The sequence below is a fragment of the Pseudoalteromonas sp. MT33b genome (assembly GCF_014117385.1).
Classification (GTDB): Bacteria; Pseudomonadota; Gammaproteobacteria; order Enterobacterales; family Alteromonadaceae; genus Pseudoalteromonas; species Pseudoalteromonas lipolytica.
In genome coordinates this window covers 2,809,677-2,827,588 of sequence record NZ_CP059831.1, presented here as the reverse complement: position 1 = coordinate 2,827,588, position 17,912 = coordinate 2,809,677, and the positions used below count along the sequence as shown (strand labels likewise).

General features: G+C 39.3%; 14 protein-coding genes and 2 pseudogenes. 7 read left to right on the top strand and 9 right to left on the bottom strand.

The features are described 5' to 3' along the window. The first annotated feature begins 23 nt into the window (after nt 1–23). Nucleotides 24–585: pseudogene (locus H3302_RS12775) on the top strand (manganese efflux pump MntP family protein). A 1-nt stretch (nt 586) separates the two neighbouring features. On the opposite strand, the gene H3302_RS19840 reads toward H3302_RS12775, so the two are convergent. The 7 genes from H3302_RS19840 to H3302_RS12745 form a co-directional block, all read right to left on the bottom strand. Beyond that, a complete protein-coding gene (locus H3302_RS19840; protein ID WP_062566147.1) occupies nt 587–805 on the bottom strand; it encodes a GDCCVxC domain-containing (seleno)protein in 219 nt (72 codons plus the stop codon). Beyond that, complete coding sequence (gene merC, locus H3302_RS12770) at nt 793–1,182, bottom strand: organomercurial transporter MerC (RefSeq protein ID WP_016708222.1); 390 nt, start codon at nt 1,180–1,182, stop codon at nt 793–795. Before merC ends, H3302_RS19840 begins: the two co-directional genes overlap by 13 nt. Before the next feature lie 60 nt (nt 1,183–1,242). Next, complete coding sequence (locus H3302_RS12765; protein WP_016708221.1) at nt 1,243–1,620, bottom strand: MerR family transcriptional regulator; 378 nt, start codon at nt 1,618–1,620, stop codon at nt 1,243–1,245. 222 nt (nt 1,621–1,842) lie between these two features. Next, complete coding sequence (locus H3302_RS12760; RefSeq protein WP_016708220.1) at nt 1,843–2,307, bottom strand: hypothetical protein; 465 nt, start codon at nt 2,305–2,307, stop codon at nt 1,843–1,845. Continuing rightward, complete coding sequence (locus H3302_RS12755) at nt 2,304–4,388, bottom strand: hypothetical protein (RefSeq protein ID WP_130049666.1); 2,085 nt, start codon at nt 4,386–4,388, stop codon at nt 2,304–2,306. Before H3302_RS12755 ends, H3302_RS12760 begins: the two co-directional genes overlap by 4 nt. Next, nucleotides 4,385–7,156 carry a hypothetical protein gene (locus tag H3302_RS12750; protein WP_074988938.1) on the bottom strand — a complete coding sequence of 924 codons (2,772 nt, stop codon included), beginning with the start codon at nt 7,154–7,156 and terminating at the stop codon, nt 4,385–4,387. The genes H3302_RS12755 and H3302_RS12750 overlap by 4 nt, the downstream gene beginning before the upstream one ends. Then, nucleotides 7,140–8,630, bottom strand: coding sequence for a site-specific integrase (locus tag H3302_RS12745; RefSeq protein WP_016708217.1), 1,491 nt, complete (start codon nt 8,628–8,630; stop codon nt 7,140–7,142). Before H3302_RS12745 ends, H3302_RS12750 begins: the two co-directional genes overlap by 17 nt. A gap of 85 nt (nt 8,631–8,715) precedes the next feature. On the opposite strand from H3302_RS12745, the pseudogene H3302_RS12740 reads away from it, so the two are divergent. The 3 genes and pseudogenes from H3302_RS12740 to H3302_RS12730 form a co-directional block, all read left to right on the top strand. Then, nucleotides 8,716–8,973 (top strand): annotated as a pseudogene (locus H3302_RS12740) (PhoH family protein); the annotation flags it as partial. A 62-nt stretch (nt 8,974–9,035) separates the two neighbouring features. Beyond that, entirely contained in the window at nt 9,036–12,476 is a 3,441-nt protein-coding gene (locus tag H3302_RS12735) for a PAS domain-containing hybrid sensor histidine kinase/response regulator (RefSeq protein WP_182395448.1), read from the top strand. Next, a complete protein-coding gene (locus H3302_RS12730; RefSeq protein WP_036966017.1) occupies nt 12,445–13,362 on the top strand; it encodes a diguanylate cyclase in 918 nt (305 codons plus the stop codon). The genes H3302_RS12735 and H3302_RS12730 overlap by 32 nt, the downstream gene beginning before the upstream one ends. Before the next feature lie 36 nt (nt 13,363–13,398). On the opposite strand, the gene H3302_RS12725 is transcribed toward H3302_RS12730, so the two are convergent. Further along, the gene (locus tag H3302_RS12725; RefSeq protein ID WP_036966020.1) at nt 13,399–13,782 is read right to left on the bottom strand and encodes a DUF3192 domain-containing protein; all 384 of its coding nucleotides are present in this window, start codon (nt 13,780–13,782) and stop codon (nt 13,399–13,401) included. A gap of 160 nt (nt 13,783–13,942) precedes the next feature. Next, nucleotides 13,943–14,887 carry a D-2-hydroxyacid dehydrogenase gene (locus H3302_RS12720; protein ID WP_182395446.1) on the bottom strand — a complete coding sequence of 315 codons (945 nt, stop codon included), beginning with the start codon at nt 14,885–14,887 and terminating at the stop codon, nt 13,943–13,945. A gap of 92 nt (nt 14,888–14,979) precedes the next feature. Between H3302_RS12720 and zntR the strand changes: the two genes are divergently transcribed. The 3 genes from zntR to H3302_RS12705 all read left to right on the top strand — a co-directional run bounded on the left by zntR (nt 14,980) and on the right by H3302_RS12705 (nt 17,901). Beyond that, entirely contained in the window at nt 14,980–15,393 is a 414-nt protein-coding gene (gene zntR, locus H3302_RS12715) for a Zn(2+)-responsive transcriptional regulator (RefSeq protein WP_083202809.1), read from the top strand. Next, the gene (locus H3302_RS12710) at nt 15,377–16,618 is read left to right on the top strand and encodes an SO_0444 family Cu/Zn efflux transporter (protein WP_182395443.1); all 1,242 of its coding nucleotides are present in this window, start codon (nt 15,377–15,379) and stop codon (nt 16,616–16,618) included. The genes zntR and H3302_RS12710 overlap by 17 nt, the downstream gene beginning before the upstream one ends. Nucleotides 16,619–16,770: 152 nt before the next feature. Next, nucleotides 16,771–17,901, top strand: a complete 1,131-nt coding sequence (locus H3302_RS12705; RefSeq protein WP_074988933.1) for a 1-acyl-sn-glycerol-3-phosphate acyltransferase — start codon at nt 16,771–16,773, stop codon at nt 17,899–17,901. The last annotated feature ends 11 nt before the right edge of the window (nt 17,902–17,912 follow it).

Here is a 17,912-nt window from a genome sequence, read left to right as displayed (position 1 = left end):
AATTTTATTCAGGTTTAATCGATTTGTTTGAAGTATTTGTATTAGCTATAGCACTCAGTATGGACGTGTTTGCAGTATCCATAGGCTTAGGTTCTAAAAAAGTAGCAAATGCTGAAAAACTCTTTATTAAAGCCGTTGCTTATTTTGGATTTTTCCAAGGCTTTATACCTCTTTTAGGCTATTACAGCGGTAAAGGATGATCATCTTGGATTGAAGATTATGCACCTTGGATAGCTTTTATTTTGCTATTATTTATCGGTGGCAAAAATGATTTATGAGTCCCAATCTGAAGGAATTGAAGAAGATATTGCTAATGTTACTCATCGTGTGCTATTTGTTCTTGCTATTGCCGCCAGTATTGATGCAATGGCGGCAGGTTATGCAATCACATTGCTTGAGGTAGACATAGCCGTAGCTTGCTTGATAATAGGCGTCACGACGTTTGCCTTTAGCTAGATTGGTGTGAATATCGGCGAAAGAAGTGGCGTATGGCTGGAGTCTAAAGCTGAACTATTTGGTGGTTTAGTGTTAATCGCAATCGCATTTAAGATATTACTTGGTTGGCACAGAACCACCGAATACTAGGCTACTTACCTGAGCAACATGCATTGCCTTCTTGAATAGGAGGACACTTAACTGTTCCATAAGAGCAGTAAACGCAACAATCACCTTTGAACGGTTTAAGTAGTGCTTTACAGCTTTCGCATTCGTAATACCATTGGCAAGCGTTTGTAGGCATGGTTTCAACTTTGCTAAATCCACATTCAGGGCAAGTTATCTTAGATTTTAATTCTATACCTTGCATACTGGTTCCTTAATGGGCTTAACAATATCTAAAATAGACATTACGACCATCCAAATGATCCCAAAGTAAAATAAGTAAGTGCTCCAGTCGTATTGCCATAAAGGATAAAGGGTCAGCAATACTGCAATTGGGCCAATGACACTTAAAATGCCTCTTAATGACTCTCGATGTTGATACCAATTATAGAAATTAACTAACAACGCTAGTGAAGCAAATAATGGCAATAAGGTGTTCACCGCTATCCCTTCAAAATGTGAAAGAAAACCTAACCCAAGCGCAGATGCCAATGAGCCGAGCGCAGGAAAACATGCTGTGCAACTAAGGGCGGCTAGCCAAACGCCACCAGAACCTACTTTATCTAGAATTTTATTGATCATAACTATCTACCTCAATTTTTAAGGTAGTATAAACTCCGTACATAAGTACGGGGTCAATAGCTATTTAAGTGAATTTATTACCGGGCAGGATTGAGGGTCTTGATTGGCCTTGCAAGAATCTGTCATATCTTGAATTACTTTCTCTAACCGCTGTAAATCAGCAATTTTATTACGGATGAGATTAAGTTTTTGCAATCCCATCGATTCTATATCAGCGCAACTGCTACTTAGTGACATCAGTGATTCAATTTCTTTCAGCGTAAACCCTAATGCTTTAGCTTTCAGAATAAATTTGAGTTGATTAGCGTGTGTCTCGTCATACTTTCGATAACCTGATTCGGGTTTTGGAGGCTGCTCTATTAAACCTTGGCGCTCATAAAAGCGGATCGTTTCAACATTGATATCTAAATCTTTTGCCAGTTTTCCAATGGTTCTCATAAACATACTCTTTAGAAGCAGAGACATCATTATACAATTAATGCGGATTGCCTAAACTCAATTTTATTGCATGAACGGGGTCGCTAAGCGTCCGCTTTGTAGAATTAAGTTCACATATCCAGATCACTCTGACCGTCTCTTGTTCGCTCTTGCTGCCTGTCAGGTGAAGTCTAAACCTAATCAACAAAACTGTAAGATGAGATATGAGCTACTACATCTAATCTATTGTTTCGTTGAAACTAATTCAATAATTTCACCAGTAGACGTATCCACTCTTATTTCTGTATGTTGCCCTGAGTGCTGAAGTTGATTTTTTAAATCAGCATTAATCAGTTTGAGCTTATCTATTTCAGCGTACATTTCTTGTAATCGCACCAGTAGCTTTTCAAAATCCTTATCGATTTCCTTAGGGTCAATCTCGTTTTTTTGCTTTTCTTTAGCAAGCTTGCTTTTTAGTTCGGCTACCTTTGTTCTGAGTTGTTTTATTAAATTATCTTTATTTTTTTCTTCCCAAGTTAATTGAGCTTTTTCAATATTTTCTCGTAACTTTACCCATTTTTCTTCTTCTTTAGATAGATTTGCAATATTTCTTTTAGCTCTCGTTGCTACTGCATTTTTGGTTATCTTGCTGCCATCAGATTTCATCTCTTCAAAAGCACGTTTTATATCATCGTATGCGCTACTCATGCTTGTTCTCCTTGGTTTGTATGCGCTTTGCCTTCATCTAATACATAGTCAGCTGCTGCTATATTATTTTTCCAGTGAATAGCAAATAGCTCGTAATCTTCTTGCTCTTCTTTGGTTAATGCCGCATATGCCTCTAGTTTCTGCGTTGCTTCTTTTTTTATTATTTGCCAATTGACCTTGTGGCGTTTGGTAATGATTTTACTACCACAATACACACAGCCACTAGGGATTCCTGCTCCTTTTATCTTGCAAGCTTCTCCCGCAGTGCAGTACCCCGTAGGTAAGCCACGTATGTTTTTAATATTTTTGACGAGAAATTTTTTCAGTTCTTCAATTGAACTGAAATGGATCTGCTTAATCACAGTCGAATCTTTACTTTGACTATCAGTAATACCTATTATCAGATCTTTAGATGTTTTATTAATTTGCTCACCAGCACCACCTTTAAGTGATTGTGACTCGGCTTCATCTATTAACTCTTCTGCAACACGGTCAATTAAAATCTCATTAAACTCTTCAGTAGTTTTAATTAAAGTTGTTGAGGCCAAAAATGCTCTTCGAGTATAAACAAACGTCATTAGGCTAGTTAAATGTTTAAATTGATATCTAATATCATCAAGCTCACCTAATTTATTGGCAATGACAAAGTAGGCCAACGTATGTCGAAACATGTGAGCGGTTAATCTAAACGTATCGCCTTCTTCGTATGGGACACCTCTATTCTCTCCTCTAACTTCTTTGTAGTTAGATTCAAGGCGTTCAAGCTCTGCTATATCATCATCGTCTAGAGTTAAGTCAAAAAGCTCAATGTTTTCACTGTTTTTAACCTCAAATTTTGTGAATCGCCCAGCATCGCTAAAACTAACACTACAGCTACTATGTGAAACCCCGAAAAGACGGTTTCTTTCTAACCCTTCTTTCAAATTGTGTGCTTGACTACTTGTTATATTGGCTCTGCATGAAGAAAGTACAGCTTTTGCCCTTTCTTGCATACCGATCACATATTTTTCGTAAATACCAACACACTCATGTACTTCAGCGTTTGAAAACCATTCCATCTCAACCTTACTGTTGTCGGTTTTGGTCATAATTGCCGTAATGTAATAAATATCATCTTTGTAATTGGCACAGCCAACCTTGCATGTAAGTACTTCGTTATATCTCATACCTGTATAGGCCAAGATATTAATGTATGTGGCTAATTTTAAATCTTCTAATTCTTCGGATAATTGAATGAATTCCTCTTCATTGGGTAAGTTTCTTACATGTTTTGCTATTAGCTCACCTGTATTCATTTTGGGCGGTGGTTCAATGGAGCCTTCATGTAAACTATCTATTAAGCGTGCATTTAATTCTAGCCATCGTTCTATCTTATCCTTAGAGTTTTCAACTATTTTTTCTGCAAACTTCAGAATTTTTTTCATTACTTTAGTAGGAATGACAGGGTGCGAATAAGTGACTGGTCTCGGATGGTGTAACTCGTTTAGTTGGTTAAGCACATCAATAAAAACACTACACACCTTAGGGCCAAAAAGACGAAAGCTTCGTTGCACGTCAAATAGTTTAGTAAATGAGTGTGATTGTCTGTAAATAGCTATTTTCCCGACTTCATATAAATAGTCTTTTATGAGATTCCTAATAACTAAGTCAGATTTGAACTCCAACTCATGAAATGAGTGATAACCTCTTTGTCTTAAGAAGGCTGCAATTAAATTTAGATACGTTACATCATTTTGAAGTGTAGAGATTTTTAGAGGTTTACCGCCTACAACATCACCATGTGTGAGTTTAATTAGTGAATAAATTCGAATTTGATATGCTAATTCATCAACACCTTTAAAATTCACATTTCTTTGCGTTTCTTCATAGCTTATCCAAGTGTCATCGCCAAAGTGAATAGTGCCATGTTTAGCAATATTCAATGCTCTGTTTTCCCACAAAGCAATCGAATTAAAAGCGCTAGTATCATCAACTTTAAAATCTTCTAACACCTGAACCAAAGGTTTTATAGTGATTTGACCTGTATGTGTTTTTACAACAGCGATATCAAGTAGTTTTGTTTTAGTTATCTCTTTGGTCATAGCAAACCTGTGTTTTTCCAATGAGGATGAATACCCTCTGTTCTCAATAATTCTTTTCCATCAATCACAGCTTGAGCATTAAGCTTGGCAATATCAGTTAATATTTCGTTAACTCTATTTTTCAACTGCTCTATGTTTTCCAGTTGCTCTGTTACAGAGTCAAATGTTGCGGCTGAGTTTTCCATATCAGCAACAACAAAATCCCGGTATGACAAAAGTTTCCAAACATGCAATGCGTCAGCAACACAGCGATAGAACGGACACCACAAGCATGCGTTAAAGTCGGCACATGCATGCTCGTTTGTATCTCGCTGGTCTAATAATTTCCTGTTTTGAGATTCGAATGCCACTACTGCGGATTTATCTTTTGAGTTAATGCATGTGCCATTCGGGACTTTTTTACCGTCTTCTGGTGGAGTCTGCAAAATGATTACTTTGTCGGTAACATCGCGAACAAAATAGTCTGCCATTGTTTTTGTCGCTCTGTTGATTGTCATTGCAACATCTTTGTTATCTTGCATTAAATAATGACGCAAGAACGTTTCATAAGAGTGCTTGCCAGCTTTTTGATACCACTTAAATTCTTTGGCAACTTTTCGGTAAATGTAGTTAAGCCCTGATTTTCTGATCTTTTGCGAATTAAATACGATATCACACCCAAGCTCAGTCAATATCCTATCTATAGAGGTCTTGAAACGTGATGCTGTTAATAATTGAATCTTTACTTCTCCAATACTATTTACTTTGGGAAAAACAAAAATTCTTTTTGATAGGTTCTCAATAGAAGGGCGGTAAATAGACGTAAGTCTAGTCGCAGCCTTAATATCAAATATTACTGGTTCGACAACGTCGCCGTATAAGACGCCTTCTTTTTCTAGATCTTCGGCTTTAATTTCAAATTTATGCCATTGAGTTTGATAATTAGCTCGGCGTTTAAATAAACGAAGAGCAGGAGTTTTACTTGAATGTAATGGCGTGTTAAAGAAAAATAAGTCGTCAGTATCAAGCTCTAGCGTAGGAGTTGAATTCCAACCAGTTTTCAATATGACTTTTGCTGCATAAAGTGTAACTTTGTCTTTAATTGTGAGTAAGGTCTCAGAAAGCCCTTTTTCTATGTAATATGCTAATTCTACTACTTCTCTATATGAGTAGAGTTTATCTTGATTCTGAGATAGTTGCTCTTGATGTTGTGCAGTTAATTCGGTGTTGACCGGAAAGCTTTTAATAGTATCTAGACCATAAAACGATAGTAATTTGTCGATAGCGCTCTGATATTGATTACCAACAAAAACCGACAAATCGCCTTGTTTTGATTTTAGTTGAATTGCCTCTCTTATAGCCTTTAGTATCTCACAGTTATTTTCAACAAAAGCATGAACCCCATGACTGGCAATAAGCTTCATTTGTTCATCTGTTAATGATGATGCATTTTCTTTCAATGCTCTAGCCATACTACCTATGTAACCTTTGAGAGTGACGATACCTATGCTCTCGCCATCAATTCGCTTTGTAAAAACTTTATGGTATTCGACTAGGTTTTGATAAAATTTATAGGCATTGTCATATACCCACTCATGCTTCTGCCATTCGGTAGTGTCACTTTCTTTAAGGTAATAGCCCAATGAGTAGGGTAATAAACTTTCCTTTGCGATTTTTTCACCCGTAACAAAGTGGTAAAGGTCCAATGCAGCGTTTAGTAGCAGTAAAAACTGCTGGTTATTTTGAGTTTCTTCTTGGTAATGCTTATAAAGGTATTTAAATCCCTGAAGGCCATTTTCTGCAAACCCTTGAATTCCACGCTCACTAAGCAGCTTAATTATTGGTGATGCTACGCTACCAGCACTATTCAACCACCTTGGAAATGATAAAGTTGAGGATCTAACTCTTGTTGTATTAGCTTCCGAAGCGCTTGCTATCTGATTTTTCAAAAAAGCATCAACTTCATTGCCAAATTTGGATGATATGCTTTGTGCATACCCTATTACTTCGGCTTCAGTTTTAAATTGATTGACTCTAGCTTTACCCCACACATCGGGTAGTATAAATTTTAAAAAAGTACGGAAGTTGTGATTGCATATAAATGATGAAACGAATTCCCTATCCTGTAATGTTGCCAATAATGGCAGTTTGACGCGTTCAGTATTCTTAAAAGTATCATGTAGACAAAGATTTATAATAGCTGTCGCAGTTTTGAGGATATTGTCCCTAATAGAAGAATCTTTGAGGCTTAATTCTGGAAGGACGAGATAGTCCAGATATTTATTTAGTAATTTACGAATCTCTTTTACTTGATGGAATTCAAGTTCGAATAATTTAGTTATGTCGATTGAAGTAGCCCCATTTACTAGCCTAAAAGGAGCGTTGATAGCGTTATCATAAAAATGAAACTTAGCTAAGTTTTCTAAGGCTTCTTCTATACGAGTAGCATAACTAGGTAGCTTGACATCATTTATTTCATTAATGCAAAAGTATTCCAGTTCTTGCCAAATTTCAAAGTCTGATAGAGCATTTAATCCCGAAGTTTGAATTGATGTCGCAGTATCTGTACTAACCTTATTAAGGGCTAGAGGAAGAGTATGTTGTAAACTGACACAAGCATTCCGCAAGCGACTCATTGAAATAGCAGTGTCGTCATCTGCGCTAATATTGTTTTCTTTGTCATATGCCCTGTTAAATAAAACGTCTAACTGTTTGGCTAGAACAATTGAATGAGGTTTAAATCTAGCAGGAATACGATTGGACTTCCGCGTTTTAACTTGCTGCTGCATCTTCAGCCTCACGCATCAGTAATTCGTCAACATCACCGTAGATATCTTTCACCCACTCTGACATTGCTCCGTATGCATCCACTGCTACACTTTTGGCAAAGTCGATGTAACGTTTGGTTGTTTTAAAACTTTCGTGACTCATCAAGGTCATTAGTGTCTGTCTGATGGAACTCTCCGATTCACCTTTGTCAATTAGGTATTTAGCGACATAAGTAGCAAAGGTAGCGCGTAAGTCATGGAATGTGCGTAATAGTATTTCTAATCCCTGCTTCCTTTGTTCTTTTCTAACTATGGAAATAGTATTCCCCGGTGTATCTTCGCTTATCCGCGATCCTGAACTATTCATAAACAAAGGAAGCGGATGTTCACTATTGTCCATACCATGATTAGTCTCATGTTTGGTACGTCGCTTCATATTTTGAATTGTCAAAGTGTGATTGTACAAAAGCTTCATTAGAACTCGCGCTATTGTTAATCTCACTGGCTTATGTCCTTTTCGTACAATGTTCAATTTTGGAATACGTTTCTCGTTTTCTTTTTCATCAGGATCAAAAAGGTCTTTCTGGTCGATGGCTGAAATCTCAAAAGAACGAAGTCCACCTAGCAAAGCACATTGCAAATAAAGCTTATAAGTCTCTTTTTGAGCCGTATCCGTCTCCAGCAACTGTTTAAGTTCTTTTGGAGAATATGGTTGTAGATCTTTTTCGGGTGAGTCTTCCTTTTGTTTCAATGTATTTGGAATGCTCAAATTACTAACCCACTTCCATAAGCCTCCAGAACGTGTGTTGCTAGTAGGTAATTGAAACAATGAACTTACACTTGATTTAGCTTTCGATTTAATACGTACCTGTTTGTATTCAAGTGAGAAGGGGAGGCTATCTATAGCCCCGCGCTTATGGCTCCATATATAGAATGCTTTAACAGCTCTAATTCGTTCTTGAGCGCTGTTAAAGCTTATGCGTTTAGACTTATCTTTGGTTTCGACTCTTTCACATAAATGTTTGTGATATCTCCACACAGGTAACCTAGAAATATCATCATCTACAGATTGTTTTGAAAGTGGTGCAGCTATTACTTCAAAATAGGATGCATCATCTTTATCCAACCAATCTAAGAAAGCTTTTAAGTGCTTAGCTATACTGCAAACAGACTTAACATCTAATGGCTTTCCCGGTTGGCTGGCATGATAAGCGTCACTAAAAGCCTCATTGTCTATTTGATTCTTTTTGAGACTGAAATGACCTTCAAAGCGGTGCATTAAAAATAAGTTCATTTCTTGGCATTCGGTGAAGCGAGTCGGGTGATATAGCACTGGAAAATTAGGTTCTATTTTATCGTGCCTATATGAGTGAGTTCTGATGCCTTTTTCAGTCTTAATAGGTTGCCCTGATTTATCGAGATGAAAAGACATTCCTTTTCCAAAGTTGACTGATGTTTTAATTATTTTAGTTTTTGTTGTATTTCGAAGTATCATTTTCGTTCACCTTTGATTCTTAGCTAGAGTATGTGTGTAAAAGCTTTTTTGTTCAAGTTTATTAAGGGTATGATAGTATTATATCAATTCGGGGGTGATATTAGATGAAAGTCAAAATTTAACCGCCTCTCAATTGAAGACCATAATCACCCGCTGTGGTGAGGGCACGAAGTTAATTTGCTCAGGAAACTTAGCGCAAATCGATAGTAACTATTTAACCCCTGTTACCTCAGGTTTAACCTATATTGTTGAACGATTTAAAAATTTTGAAGGAAGTGCAACCGTTAACTTGAATGGTGTTGTTCGTAGTCGCTTGGCAAGCTTCGCTGAAGAAAATTTATAACTTGCCAGTGAATCTTTGCCTCGTTAATCTAGGTGTTACCGAGGCAAGGTACTTAAAATCGAGTGAATTTTTTACCACTAAAGCATTATTATCGTTCTCTGGCCGTGGCGCTTATTGTGCCATTGCTGGTGGCGTTTATTCTGTGTTTACACTTATATAATCTAAAGTTAGAACGCTCACAAGAAAGCCGACAAAGTAGTTTTAATAATATCTCTGCTCAGCTTGGTCATGCAATGCATGCGGCTGATGGATTGATTGATACGATGTTTAAGTTGTATGAGCAGCCATTATCATATGACTTCGACCCCAACTGGGCCCGCAATGTAAATCAGTTTGATCACTACTATTATCAACCCATAAAGGGAGGAGTGGGTGAAATTGTGGGGCAAGGTAAATTTGCATCCACTGCCTTTGCTCTTACTCAGTGGCGTCAAGTGCTTGCATTAGGGCCCTCGTTCAACACAACGCTGGCATTGATTCAATCGTTGCAAGGTGTTGCCTATGTTAACGAACAGGGTTTTGTTTATATAAAGCGCCGTTCAACAGCTGAAAGTGAATTGCTGACGAGTGTGTTGGATAATAAATTTCGACCGTCGCGTTTAAATGATAAAGCGCTGGCCTCAAGTGCTGTTATTACTGTTAATGGCCACGCGTACTTTGCAATAGGAAAAAGACGAGCGTTACAAAGCGACGACTACATCATTTTAATTTATGACTTAGAGGCAATCTCTAAGTGGTTAATGAAAATTGCCCCGAGTAACGGCGAATATATTTTCATTAATCAAGATAACCAAGTAATAGCCAGCTCAAGTAAAGTATTAAAAACAGCGATTAATGCCGATGATTATTGGCCCGAAAGTGAGATAAACAAAAACACAAAAAGTCACAGTCACTTAGTGCAACCATCGTCTGATTTACCAATTTATACCCGTTACTTTGAATCTCAAAAAGCACTCAGTGGGCCTGTCCGCTACGACATGTTTATAGAATTTGTGTTCTTAAGTGTTTTTTTAGTCATGATGTTCAGCGCGGTATTTTGGTTGAGTCAGCGCATATTTGTAAAGCCAATGACTCACTTGATGAATTACCTAGAAAAACATGATGAAGGCCAACATACACTGGTAAATTATCGTATTCCTGCTGATTGGCAACCTTGGTTTAGCCGAGTTAAGCGGGTTTTTACCCGTAATGAAGAGCTTGTTCAATCATTGCAAGAGGCGAACAAAGCGCTTGATTCACAAGTGCAAGTTAAATCAAAACAATTGCGCCGCAGTATTGATGCCAAAGAACGTCATTTAGCCTTACTGAACACCATGCTTAATAATGTGCCAGATCTTATTTATTTTAAAAATATTGATGGTTCATTTTTAGGCTGTAACAAGGCGTATGAGAGTTATATCGGTTTACCGCAAGAAAAACTCGTTGGCCAGCAGTTATGTGATATCAGTGATGATAACGGCGAGCTAAGTGAACTTGAGCGACAAGTATTACAAGACCGCCAAGTGTATCAAAAACGTTTAGTAACCAATGATAAAACCTATCATTTGAGTATTGCGCCTTTTTATAACGAGCATCAACAATTATTGGGAACTATGGCGATAGGCCGTGATATTACTGAGCAGCACGCGGCATTAAACGCATTACAAAGCTCTGAAGCCAAATTACGCAGTGCAATGGAGTACGCTGCCAATGGGGTTATATTACTGTCTCTTGATTACCGCGTACTGCAAATGAATAAAGCGGCGCGTAAAATATTTTCACTAGAACGCAGTGACACCTTGAGCAGCCAATATAGGTTGGATGATTTGTTTGGCGAGCAATCACTAGACACGTTAAAAGGTACCTTACTTGAATTGCTCAGCGAAAAGAAAAAAGTGTATCACTTTAGTTTGCCCCAGCAAGAACAAAAATGTTGGCTACAAATTAGTGTTTCATTGGTATGGAATGGTGAAAAAAATCCAGATTACTTTGTTGTCCATGTCCAAGATATCACTGACTTAATACAAGCTAAAAATGACGCCGAGCGTGCCACATTAGCTAAAAGCCGCTTTATTGCCAATTTAAGTCATGAGATACGCACCCCACTTAATGCCGTACTGGGCCTAATAGATGTCATTGCGTTGCAAGGCTTGTCGTTGGAGCAGCGCACACATGCTGAGCAAGCGAAGTCAGCAGCCAACAGCTTATTGTCTTTATTAAACCGTATGCTCGATTTTGCCCGAGCCGAAAGTTCGCAAGTTAAATTAACTAAAGCCCCCTTTAGCTTGTCTGATTTAATTAATTATTGCGAAGGAATCGTCGCGCCACTGTGTAAAACGAAGGGGTTAGAATTCAGCGTTGAGTGCGATGAAAAGATCAATTCTAACCTAAGGGGCGATCAAATCTGTTTACAACAGGTGTTAGGTAATTTACTGACTAATGCCGCTAAATTCACAGAGCAAGGAAGCGTTAAATTAAGTTTAAACTTAGTCGAACAAACCTCTGAACAACAACTAATATGCTTTGCTGTAAAAGACACCGGTATTGGGATTAGCGATGCGGATCAAAGTCGCTTATTTGATGCCTTTACACAAGGTGATGAGTCACTAACGCGTTCACATCAAGGCGTTGGGCTTGGGCTTGCAATTGTAAAGTACGAAGTGGCGTTAATGGGCGGCGAAATAAAACTAGCAAGTCAACGAGGCAAAGGCAGTGAATTTAGTTTCTGCTTACAGCTAGATAAAACCAGCGAAACGGCGAAAAAGGCGGTTGTATCCCTCCCTTCAAGTGCCGATTTATCGGGTCTATTAGTGTTAGCCTTAGATGACAACCCACTTAATCTAAGCATTATTAAAAGTATTTTAGAGCAAGCCGATATCACCGTTGTGTGTGCAGACAGTGGTGAAAAGGGCATTGAGCTTGCTAATTGTCTCAGACCTGACTTGATCTTTATGGATATTCAAATGCCCCAGATGGATGGCTGCCAAGCTACGCGTATAATTCGCCAGTCATTCACGAAAGAGCAAATGCCGATTTATGCATTAACAGCACACAGCGAAGCGGCTGACATAGAGCAATCCGTTGCGGCGGGCATGAATAAACACCTCACTAAACCCATTGTTGCCAGTACACTGTTTTTGGCGATGAGTGAGCTTGAAGTACAGAAACAGGCTTTTTTTGACCGTACGTTTGTTTTCACTCAGTTTTCAAATAATACAGAATTAGTATTAACTATGCTGTCAAAGTTTGCGACCATGGCAGCACAACAGCTATTACAAATTTCAACATTAAAGACCACCGATGAGTTGATCAGAGTTGTCCATAATGTGAAAGGGTCGGCCGGTAATCTAGGCTTTAAACGTTTGTCAGCCTGCGCTCAGCAATGTGAGGCTAAGCTTAAAGCACAAGGCGAACTCCCTGAGTTATTAAACGATGAGTTGCAGTGGCAGATTAAACAAGTCATTGCATTTATCATCGAACAAGGATCTACAGATGCTAAAAAGAGCCAAGGTACTGATTGTTGATGACGATCCGTTGAACCGTTTGGTATTAGAAAAAACATTACAGCAAGATTATGATGTTTTTTGTGTTGAAAGTGGTGAAAAGGCACTGACGTTTTTAAAAACACAGTCCGTTGATTTACTGATTCTGGATATTGTTATGCCCGGTATTGATGGGTATGAGGTACTGAGCAAAATAAAAGAAAATACCGTCACAAATATGCTGCCTGTTATTTTTATTTCTGCTAATTCGAGCCATGACGACGAAGCAAAAGGCCTCGAGTTGGGGGCGATGGATTATATAACTAAACCCTTTAGTGCTGCGATTGTTCGTGCGCGTGTGCGTAATCAGTTATTAATCAAACAAAAAAATGACTTGCTCGAAATGCTAGCGTCAATCGATGGCCTGACTGAAATTCCTAATAGACGTTATCTAGATGAAAACCTTGCCCGAGAATGGCGTCGCTGTCGTCGCGATCAAACCCCTTTGTCTGTACTACTCATGGATGTGGATCATTTTAAACGGTTTAATGATTGCTATGGCCACCGAGCGGGTGATGATTGCTTAAAACGAATTGCTCATGCGCTTGTTGGGGCCTGCGAGCGAGGCAGTGACTTTGTGGCGCGCTATGGGGGGGAAGAGTTTGCGGCCGTTTTGCCTAATACAACGGCAACACAAGCAATCGCATTTGCTAATAAATTACGACATGCAGTGAGTAATTTAGGTATTCCCCATACCGCTTCGTTAAATTCGGATCATGTGACAATTAGTATCGGCATTGCGACCACAGAAACAGGCCAAGTATACGCTGAACAAACGCTGCTTGAAGAAGCTGACTTAGGGTTATATCAGGCTAAAGATGGCGGACGTGACCAAGTTGTGTCGCGATTAGTGAATGTGAGTGGGTAAAGAGTAGGCAAGGCCTACTCTGCCATTTTCGGCTAATTAGCCATTGCTCAGTGATTTATAAATGGTATCACCAACGCCAATTAGCTTATCGTTTTTAAATACCAGTGGTGTGCACTCATCTTTTGTCATTTTACCATCAGAGTGAATGCTATGAGTGGCATAAAACAATACTTGGTAAACATCGTCACCTTGTTTTAGTAATTCAGTGAAGTTAGGGGTGTGAAGTTTATTAAGTACCACTTGGTAGTTAGTATCAAGCGCAAGAGTCGAAATGATTTCGCGGTTATTTTTGTGCTGCTTTTGCCAGCTCGTCGATGAATCACCTGCCCAATGTGTTTCAGCTTCACCATCAGATACTGCAATGACACAGCCAGTTAAAAATGGTGCAGTAAGCGCTGCAATTAAAAGTGCTTTTTTCATTTTTTTATCCCTAGAATTTAATGTTTACGTTGCTCTTAATTAGCAATCAGCTTGCCACATTTTAAAAAGTAAATTAAATCAAGTGATTAGCTTTTAATTGGTCAATTGGCTAGGAGCTTTTTTGCAAACCATTTCGCTCAATTGACCAAAAAATTGCAATTTAGACCAACCTATTGCGCTCATTTCCTTGGTTAAATGCTTTGATATTTAACGCGATTTCTTTCACTAAGCGAATAATAGACTCTTTACTTGCCCAGGCAATGTGCGGCGTAAGTAATAAATTGTCGCCAGTGTATCGGGCAAGTGGGTTATCTGCCTCGGCGGGTTCTTTACTGAGTACATCAACACCCGCGCCAGCAATCACATTATTAGCAAGCGCAGATGCTAAATCAGCCTCATTAATAATCCCTCCACGGGCAGTATTAATAAGGATGGCAGAGGGTTTCATCATGTTCAGCTCATGAGCCGCAATTTGGTCGCGAGTTTCTTCTGTTAACGGGCAGTGAACACTGATTATATCAGCCGATTTTAATGCTTGCTCAAAACTAACGCGACCTTCACGCGGTGTATGTCCTTTACGTTCACTGATAATTACATGGGCACCAAATGCGGTTGCAACTTCAGCAACCGCTTTGCCCAACGAGCCGTAGCCAATAATTGCTAAGGTTTTCCCCGCTATTTCATTAAAGCTGTAATCTAAGCGACAAAACATCGGACTCTGCTGCCATAAACCTTGCTGGCAATCACGAATGTACTTGTGTGTGTTACCAAGCAGATTGGTGATCAATGTAAACGTGTGTTGAACCACTGAAGGTGTTGAATATCCGGCCACATTGGTCACGGCGATGTTATGGGCTTTTGCTGCTGGTAAATCAATATTATTGGTGCCTGTTGCAGCAACGCAAATTAATTTTAATTGAGGTAACTGCGCCATTGCTTGTTGATTTATAACTACTTTATTCGTTACTACTACATCAGCGTCTTGGCAGCGTTCAATTAATTCGTGCTGATTAGTTAGGTTATAGCAAGTGAGTGAACCTAATTGTGCCAGCTCATCTAACGAAGTGTCTGCTAATGTGGCGGCATCAAGGACGACGATATTCATATACTTTCCTTATTAATTTTTGCTTGACCTTAGGGTGTACTCCAAGGTTTATAGTGAGCATAATAAATAAACGCTTCACAATGGAGACAGTGATGAAAATAGGTGAGTTTGCCCGTCAATTAGGCGTCTCAACAGATACGTTAAGGTACTACGAAAAACATGGTTTGTTAACGCCAAGTTCGCGTTCTGAGGTGGGATATCGGTTTTACTCTGATGCAGATTACAAGCAAATGTCGTTCATTTTGCGGGCAAAAAACGTTGGTTTTAGTCTGTCTGAAATAAAAGAGTTATTGCAAATTAAGTTTCATAAAAATCAGCATTCATGCCATGAGGTTAAAGCAATGACATTACAAAAACGTGATTTAGTGGCCGCACGCATTGCTGAACTCACGCGTTTTTATGACTCTCTTTCATTATTAGCAGATAAATGTTGTGGTGGTGAAGAGCCCGCTGAGAACTGCTCGATACTGACGACACTGGAGGATATTGATGGACTTACTCAATAATTTTTGGCAGTTATTCTTATTATCTGCCCCATGGCTAATGTTAGGTTTATTGATTGCTGGTTTATTAAATGTGTATTTACCGGCCAATTTTCTCAATCGTCACTTAGGAAAAGAAGGGCTTTGGACAACCATTAAGGCTGCTTTTATTGGTGCGCCTATGCCATTGTGTTCGTGTGGTGTTATTCCAGCAGCAATTGGGCTTAGAAGAGCGGGAGCATCGAAAAGTGCGACGACGGCATTTTTAGTTTCAACACCCGAAACGGGCGTTGATTCAGTGTCAGTTTCGTATGTTTTATTGGGGCCATTTATGGCCATTATACGCCCAATCGCAGCGGTGTGCAGTGCGATAGCTGCGGGTGTCTTGGTTGGGAAAGACCATGAAATTCATTCTCAGCATAAGCATCAAGCCGCCACTGCAGATGATAATAGTGCAGGCTGTTGCAGCAGTAATACCGCAGCTGAAGTTAAAAAAGAGCCCAGCTGTTGCAGCAGTAATACCTCGGCTGAAATTAAAAAAGAGCCGAGCTGTTGCAGTAGTAATACTTCGGCTGAAGTTAAAAAAGAGCCGAGCGGCTTTAGCACTGAAGATTCTGCATCGATAAAAGCAGACCGTTGCTGTAAAAGCGAAAAGCCCAGTCTTTCGATAGAGAGCCGTGTTGCTAAATTTAAACGCGCTATTCGTTTTAGCTGCAATAAACTGTTAGAAGACACCATGGTGTGGCTGGTGATTGGTCTCTTTTTCGCAGCGCTAGTGCAAACGTATGTTCCTGAGTCTTATTTAAGTCAATGGGGAAGCGGTATTTTTGCGATGCTGGTGGTGATACTGATTAGTATACCAATGTACATTTGTGCGACTGCCTCGACCCCGATAGCAGCAGGGTTACTGTTAAGTGGCGTATCCCCTGGTGCGGTATTGGTGTTTATGCTTGCAGGTCCTGCGACGAATATCGCCACCTTGGGAGTGGTGGGTAAGGAGTTAGGTAAACGTGCGGTGTTTGCTTATTTAACTGGGGTAATCGGAATGGCTTTACTGTTTGGCTTTTTAACGGATTACTTAGTGGATGAATTTGGCTTTGTAGTGGCTCCCATGATGGGCACTGAACACGAGGTTCTACCGCATTGGTTAAGCCTTGCTTCGGGTATCATTTTGGCTATTTTAATGCTGAGATTAGTGCTCAAAATGGCATTAAAAAAGTTCGTTGATACTGGTAAGAGCATTGCCTAATTAATTGTTGTAAAAATAAAATTTTATCAATATAGGGAAATATTTAGGTTAACTATCGCGTCTCGGTTCGCATTTAAAATTGCCTGAGTTATAATCCGCCAACTATTTAAACGGTACGCCATGCGTGCCGTTTTTTAACTTAAGCAGTTTTTATGAGTGAATGTGTGGATAAATACGCCGATATTAGACCTTACAATGATGACGAAGTCGCTGATTCAGTCGCCCGATTAATTGCTGATAATGCCTTTGTGGATGTTATCGCCAAGTATAATCTGCCGCGCTTTTTATCTTATTTTCCATTTATAACTCGCCCATTAGTGCGCCAGCAATTAAGAAAAAAGTGGGGAAATACGCAATCTGTTGAGCAAGTTCAACAAGAGGTGGCCAGCTATTTAAATAAACTGATCACCCGTACCACATCTGAAGTGACATTTTCGGGTCTAGATAAACTGGATCCAAAACAAGCGTATTTGTTCATTTCAAATCACCGCGATATTGTCTTGGATCCAGCGTTAGTTAACTGGGGTTTGTTTAAACACAACATGCCGACAGTGCGCATCGCCATTGGTGATAATTTGCTGCAAATTCCGTATATCACAGAGTTAATGCGCTTAAATAAAAGCTTTATAGTGAAACGTTCAGCAAAAGCACCCAAAGAAATGCTCAAAGCGTTATCACAACTCTCAGCCTATATTTATGATTCATTGTCAGAGGGTCATTCAATTTGGATTGCACAAAAAGAAGGGCGTGCAAAAGATGGTTTTGATCAAACGGATCCTGCACTGCTTAAAATGTTGCAGCTACAAGGTCGTAAACAGAAAAAAGAATTTGCTGATTACGTTCGCGAATTAAAAATAGTGCCAGTCTCTATCTCGTATCAATATGAACCGTGTGCGATTGCGAAAGCGAAAGAGCTTTATCACAAACAGCATCACGGCCAATATGTAAAGCAACAAGGTGAAGACATTGCCAGCATTGTTGAGGGCTTTAGCACAGCAAAAGGGCATGTACATTTAGCGTTTGGTGAGCCAATTGAATCTGGCTGCGAGTCACCAGAAGAGCTTGCAAAAACGATTGACCAGCAAATTGTTGATTCGTTTTTCTTACACCCAGGTAACTATATTGCGGGGGGGTGTAAGCAGGCCGTGATTGATAAAAAAGATGCTGAAGCGTTTAATGCGCGTTTAGCTAAAGTACCTGAAGAGTTAAAGCCACTGGTTTTAGCAATGTACGCGAAACCTTTTCATCGCAAAGCAGAACTTTCTACGAGCGAATCAGATTAAATAATCTAAAG

Excerpts from the sequence above, each read along its gene's own strand:
- H3302_RS19840 (WP_062566147.1), bottom strand. The coding sequence starts at position 805 with ATGCAAGGTATAGAATTAAAATCTAAGATAACTTGCCCTGAATGTGGA.
- merC (WP_016708222.1), bottom strand. The coding sequence starts at position 1,182 with ATGATCAATAAAATTCTAGATAAAGTAGGTTCTGGTGGCGTTTGGCTA.
- H3302_RS12765 (WP_016708221.1), bottom strand. The coding sequence starts at position 1,620 with ATGAGAACCATTGGAAAACTGGCAAAAGATTTAGATATCAATGTTGAA.
- H3302_RS12760 (WP_016708220.1), bottom strand. The coding sequence starts at position 2,307 with ATGAGTAGCGCATACGATGATATAAAACGTGCTTTTGAAGAGATGAAA.
- H3302_RS12755 (WP_130049666.1), bottom strand. The coding sequence starts at position 4,388 with ATGACCAAAGAGATAACTAAAACAAAACTACTTGATATCGCTGTTGTA.
- H3302_RS12750 (WP_074988938.1), bottom strand. The coding sequence starts at position 7,156 with ATGCAGCAGCAAGTTAAAACGCGGAAGTCCAATCGTATTCCTGCTAGA.
- H3302_RS12745 (WP_016708217.1), bottom strand. The coding sequence starts at position 8,630 with ATGATACTTCGAAATACAACAAAAACTAAAATAATTAAAACATCAGTC.
- H3302_RS12730 (WP_036966017.1), top strand. The coding sequence starts at position 12,445 with ATGCTAAAAAGAGCCAAGGTACTGATTGTTGATGACGATCCGTTGAAC.
- H3302_RS12725 (WP_036966020.1), bottom strand. The coding sequence starts at position 13,782 with ATGAAAAAAGCACTTTTAATTGCAGCGCTTACTGCACCATTTTTAACT.
- H3302_RS12720 (WP_182395446.1), bottom strand. The coding sequence starts at position 14,887 with ATGAATATCGTCGTCCTTGATGCCGCCACATTAGCAGACACTTCGTTA.
- zntR (WP_083202809.1), top strand. The coding sequence starts at position 14,980 with ATGAAAATAGGTGAGTTTGCCCGTCAATTAGGCGTCTCAACAGATACG.
- H3302_RS12710 (WP_182395443.1), top strand. The coding sequence starts at position 15,377 with ATGGACTTACTCAATAATTTTTGGCAGTTATTCTTATTATCTGCCCCA.
- H3302_RS12705 (WP_074988933.1), top strand. The coding sequence starts at position 16,771 with ATGAGTGAATGTGTGGATAAATACGCCGATATTAGACCTTACAATGAT.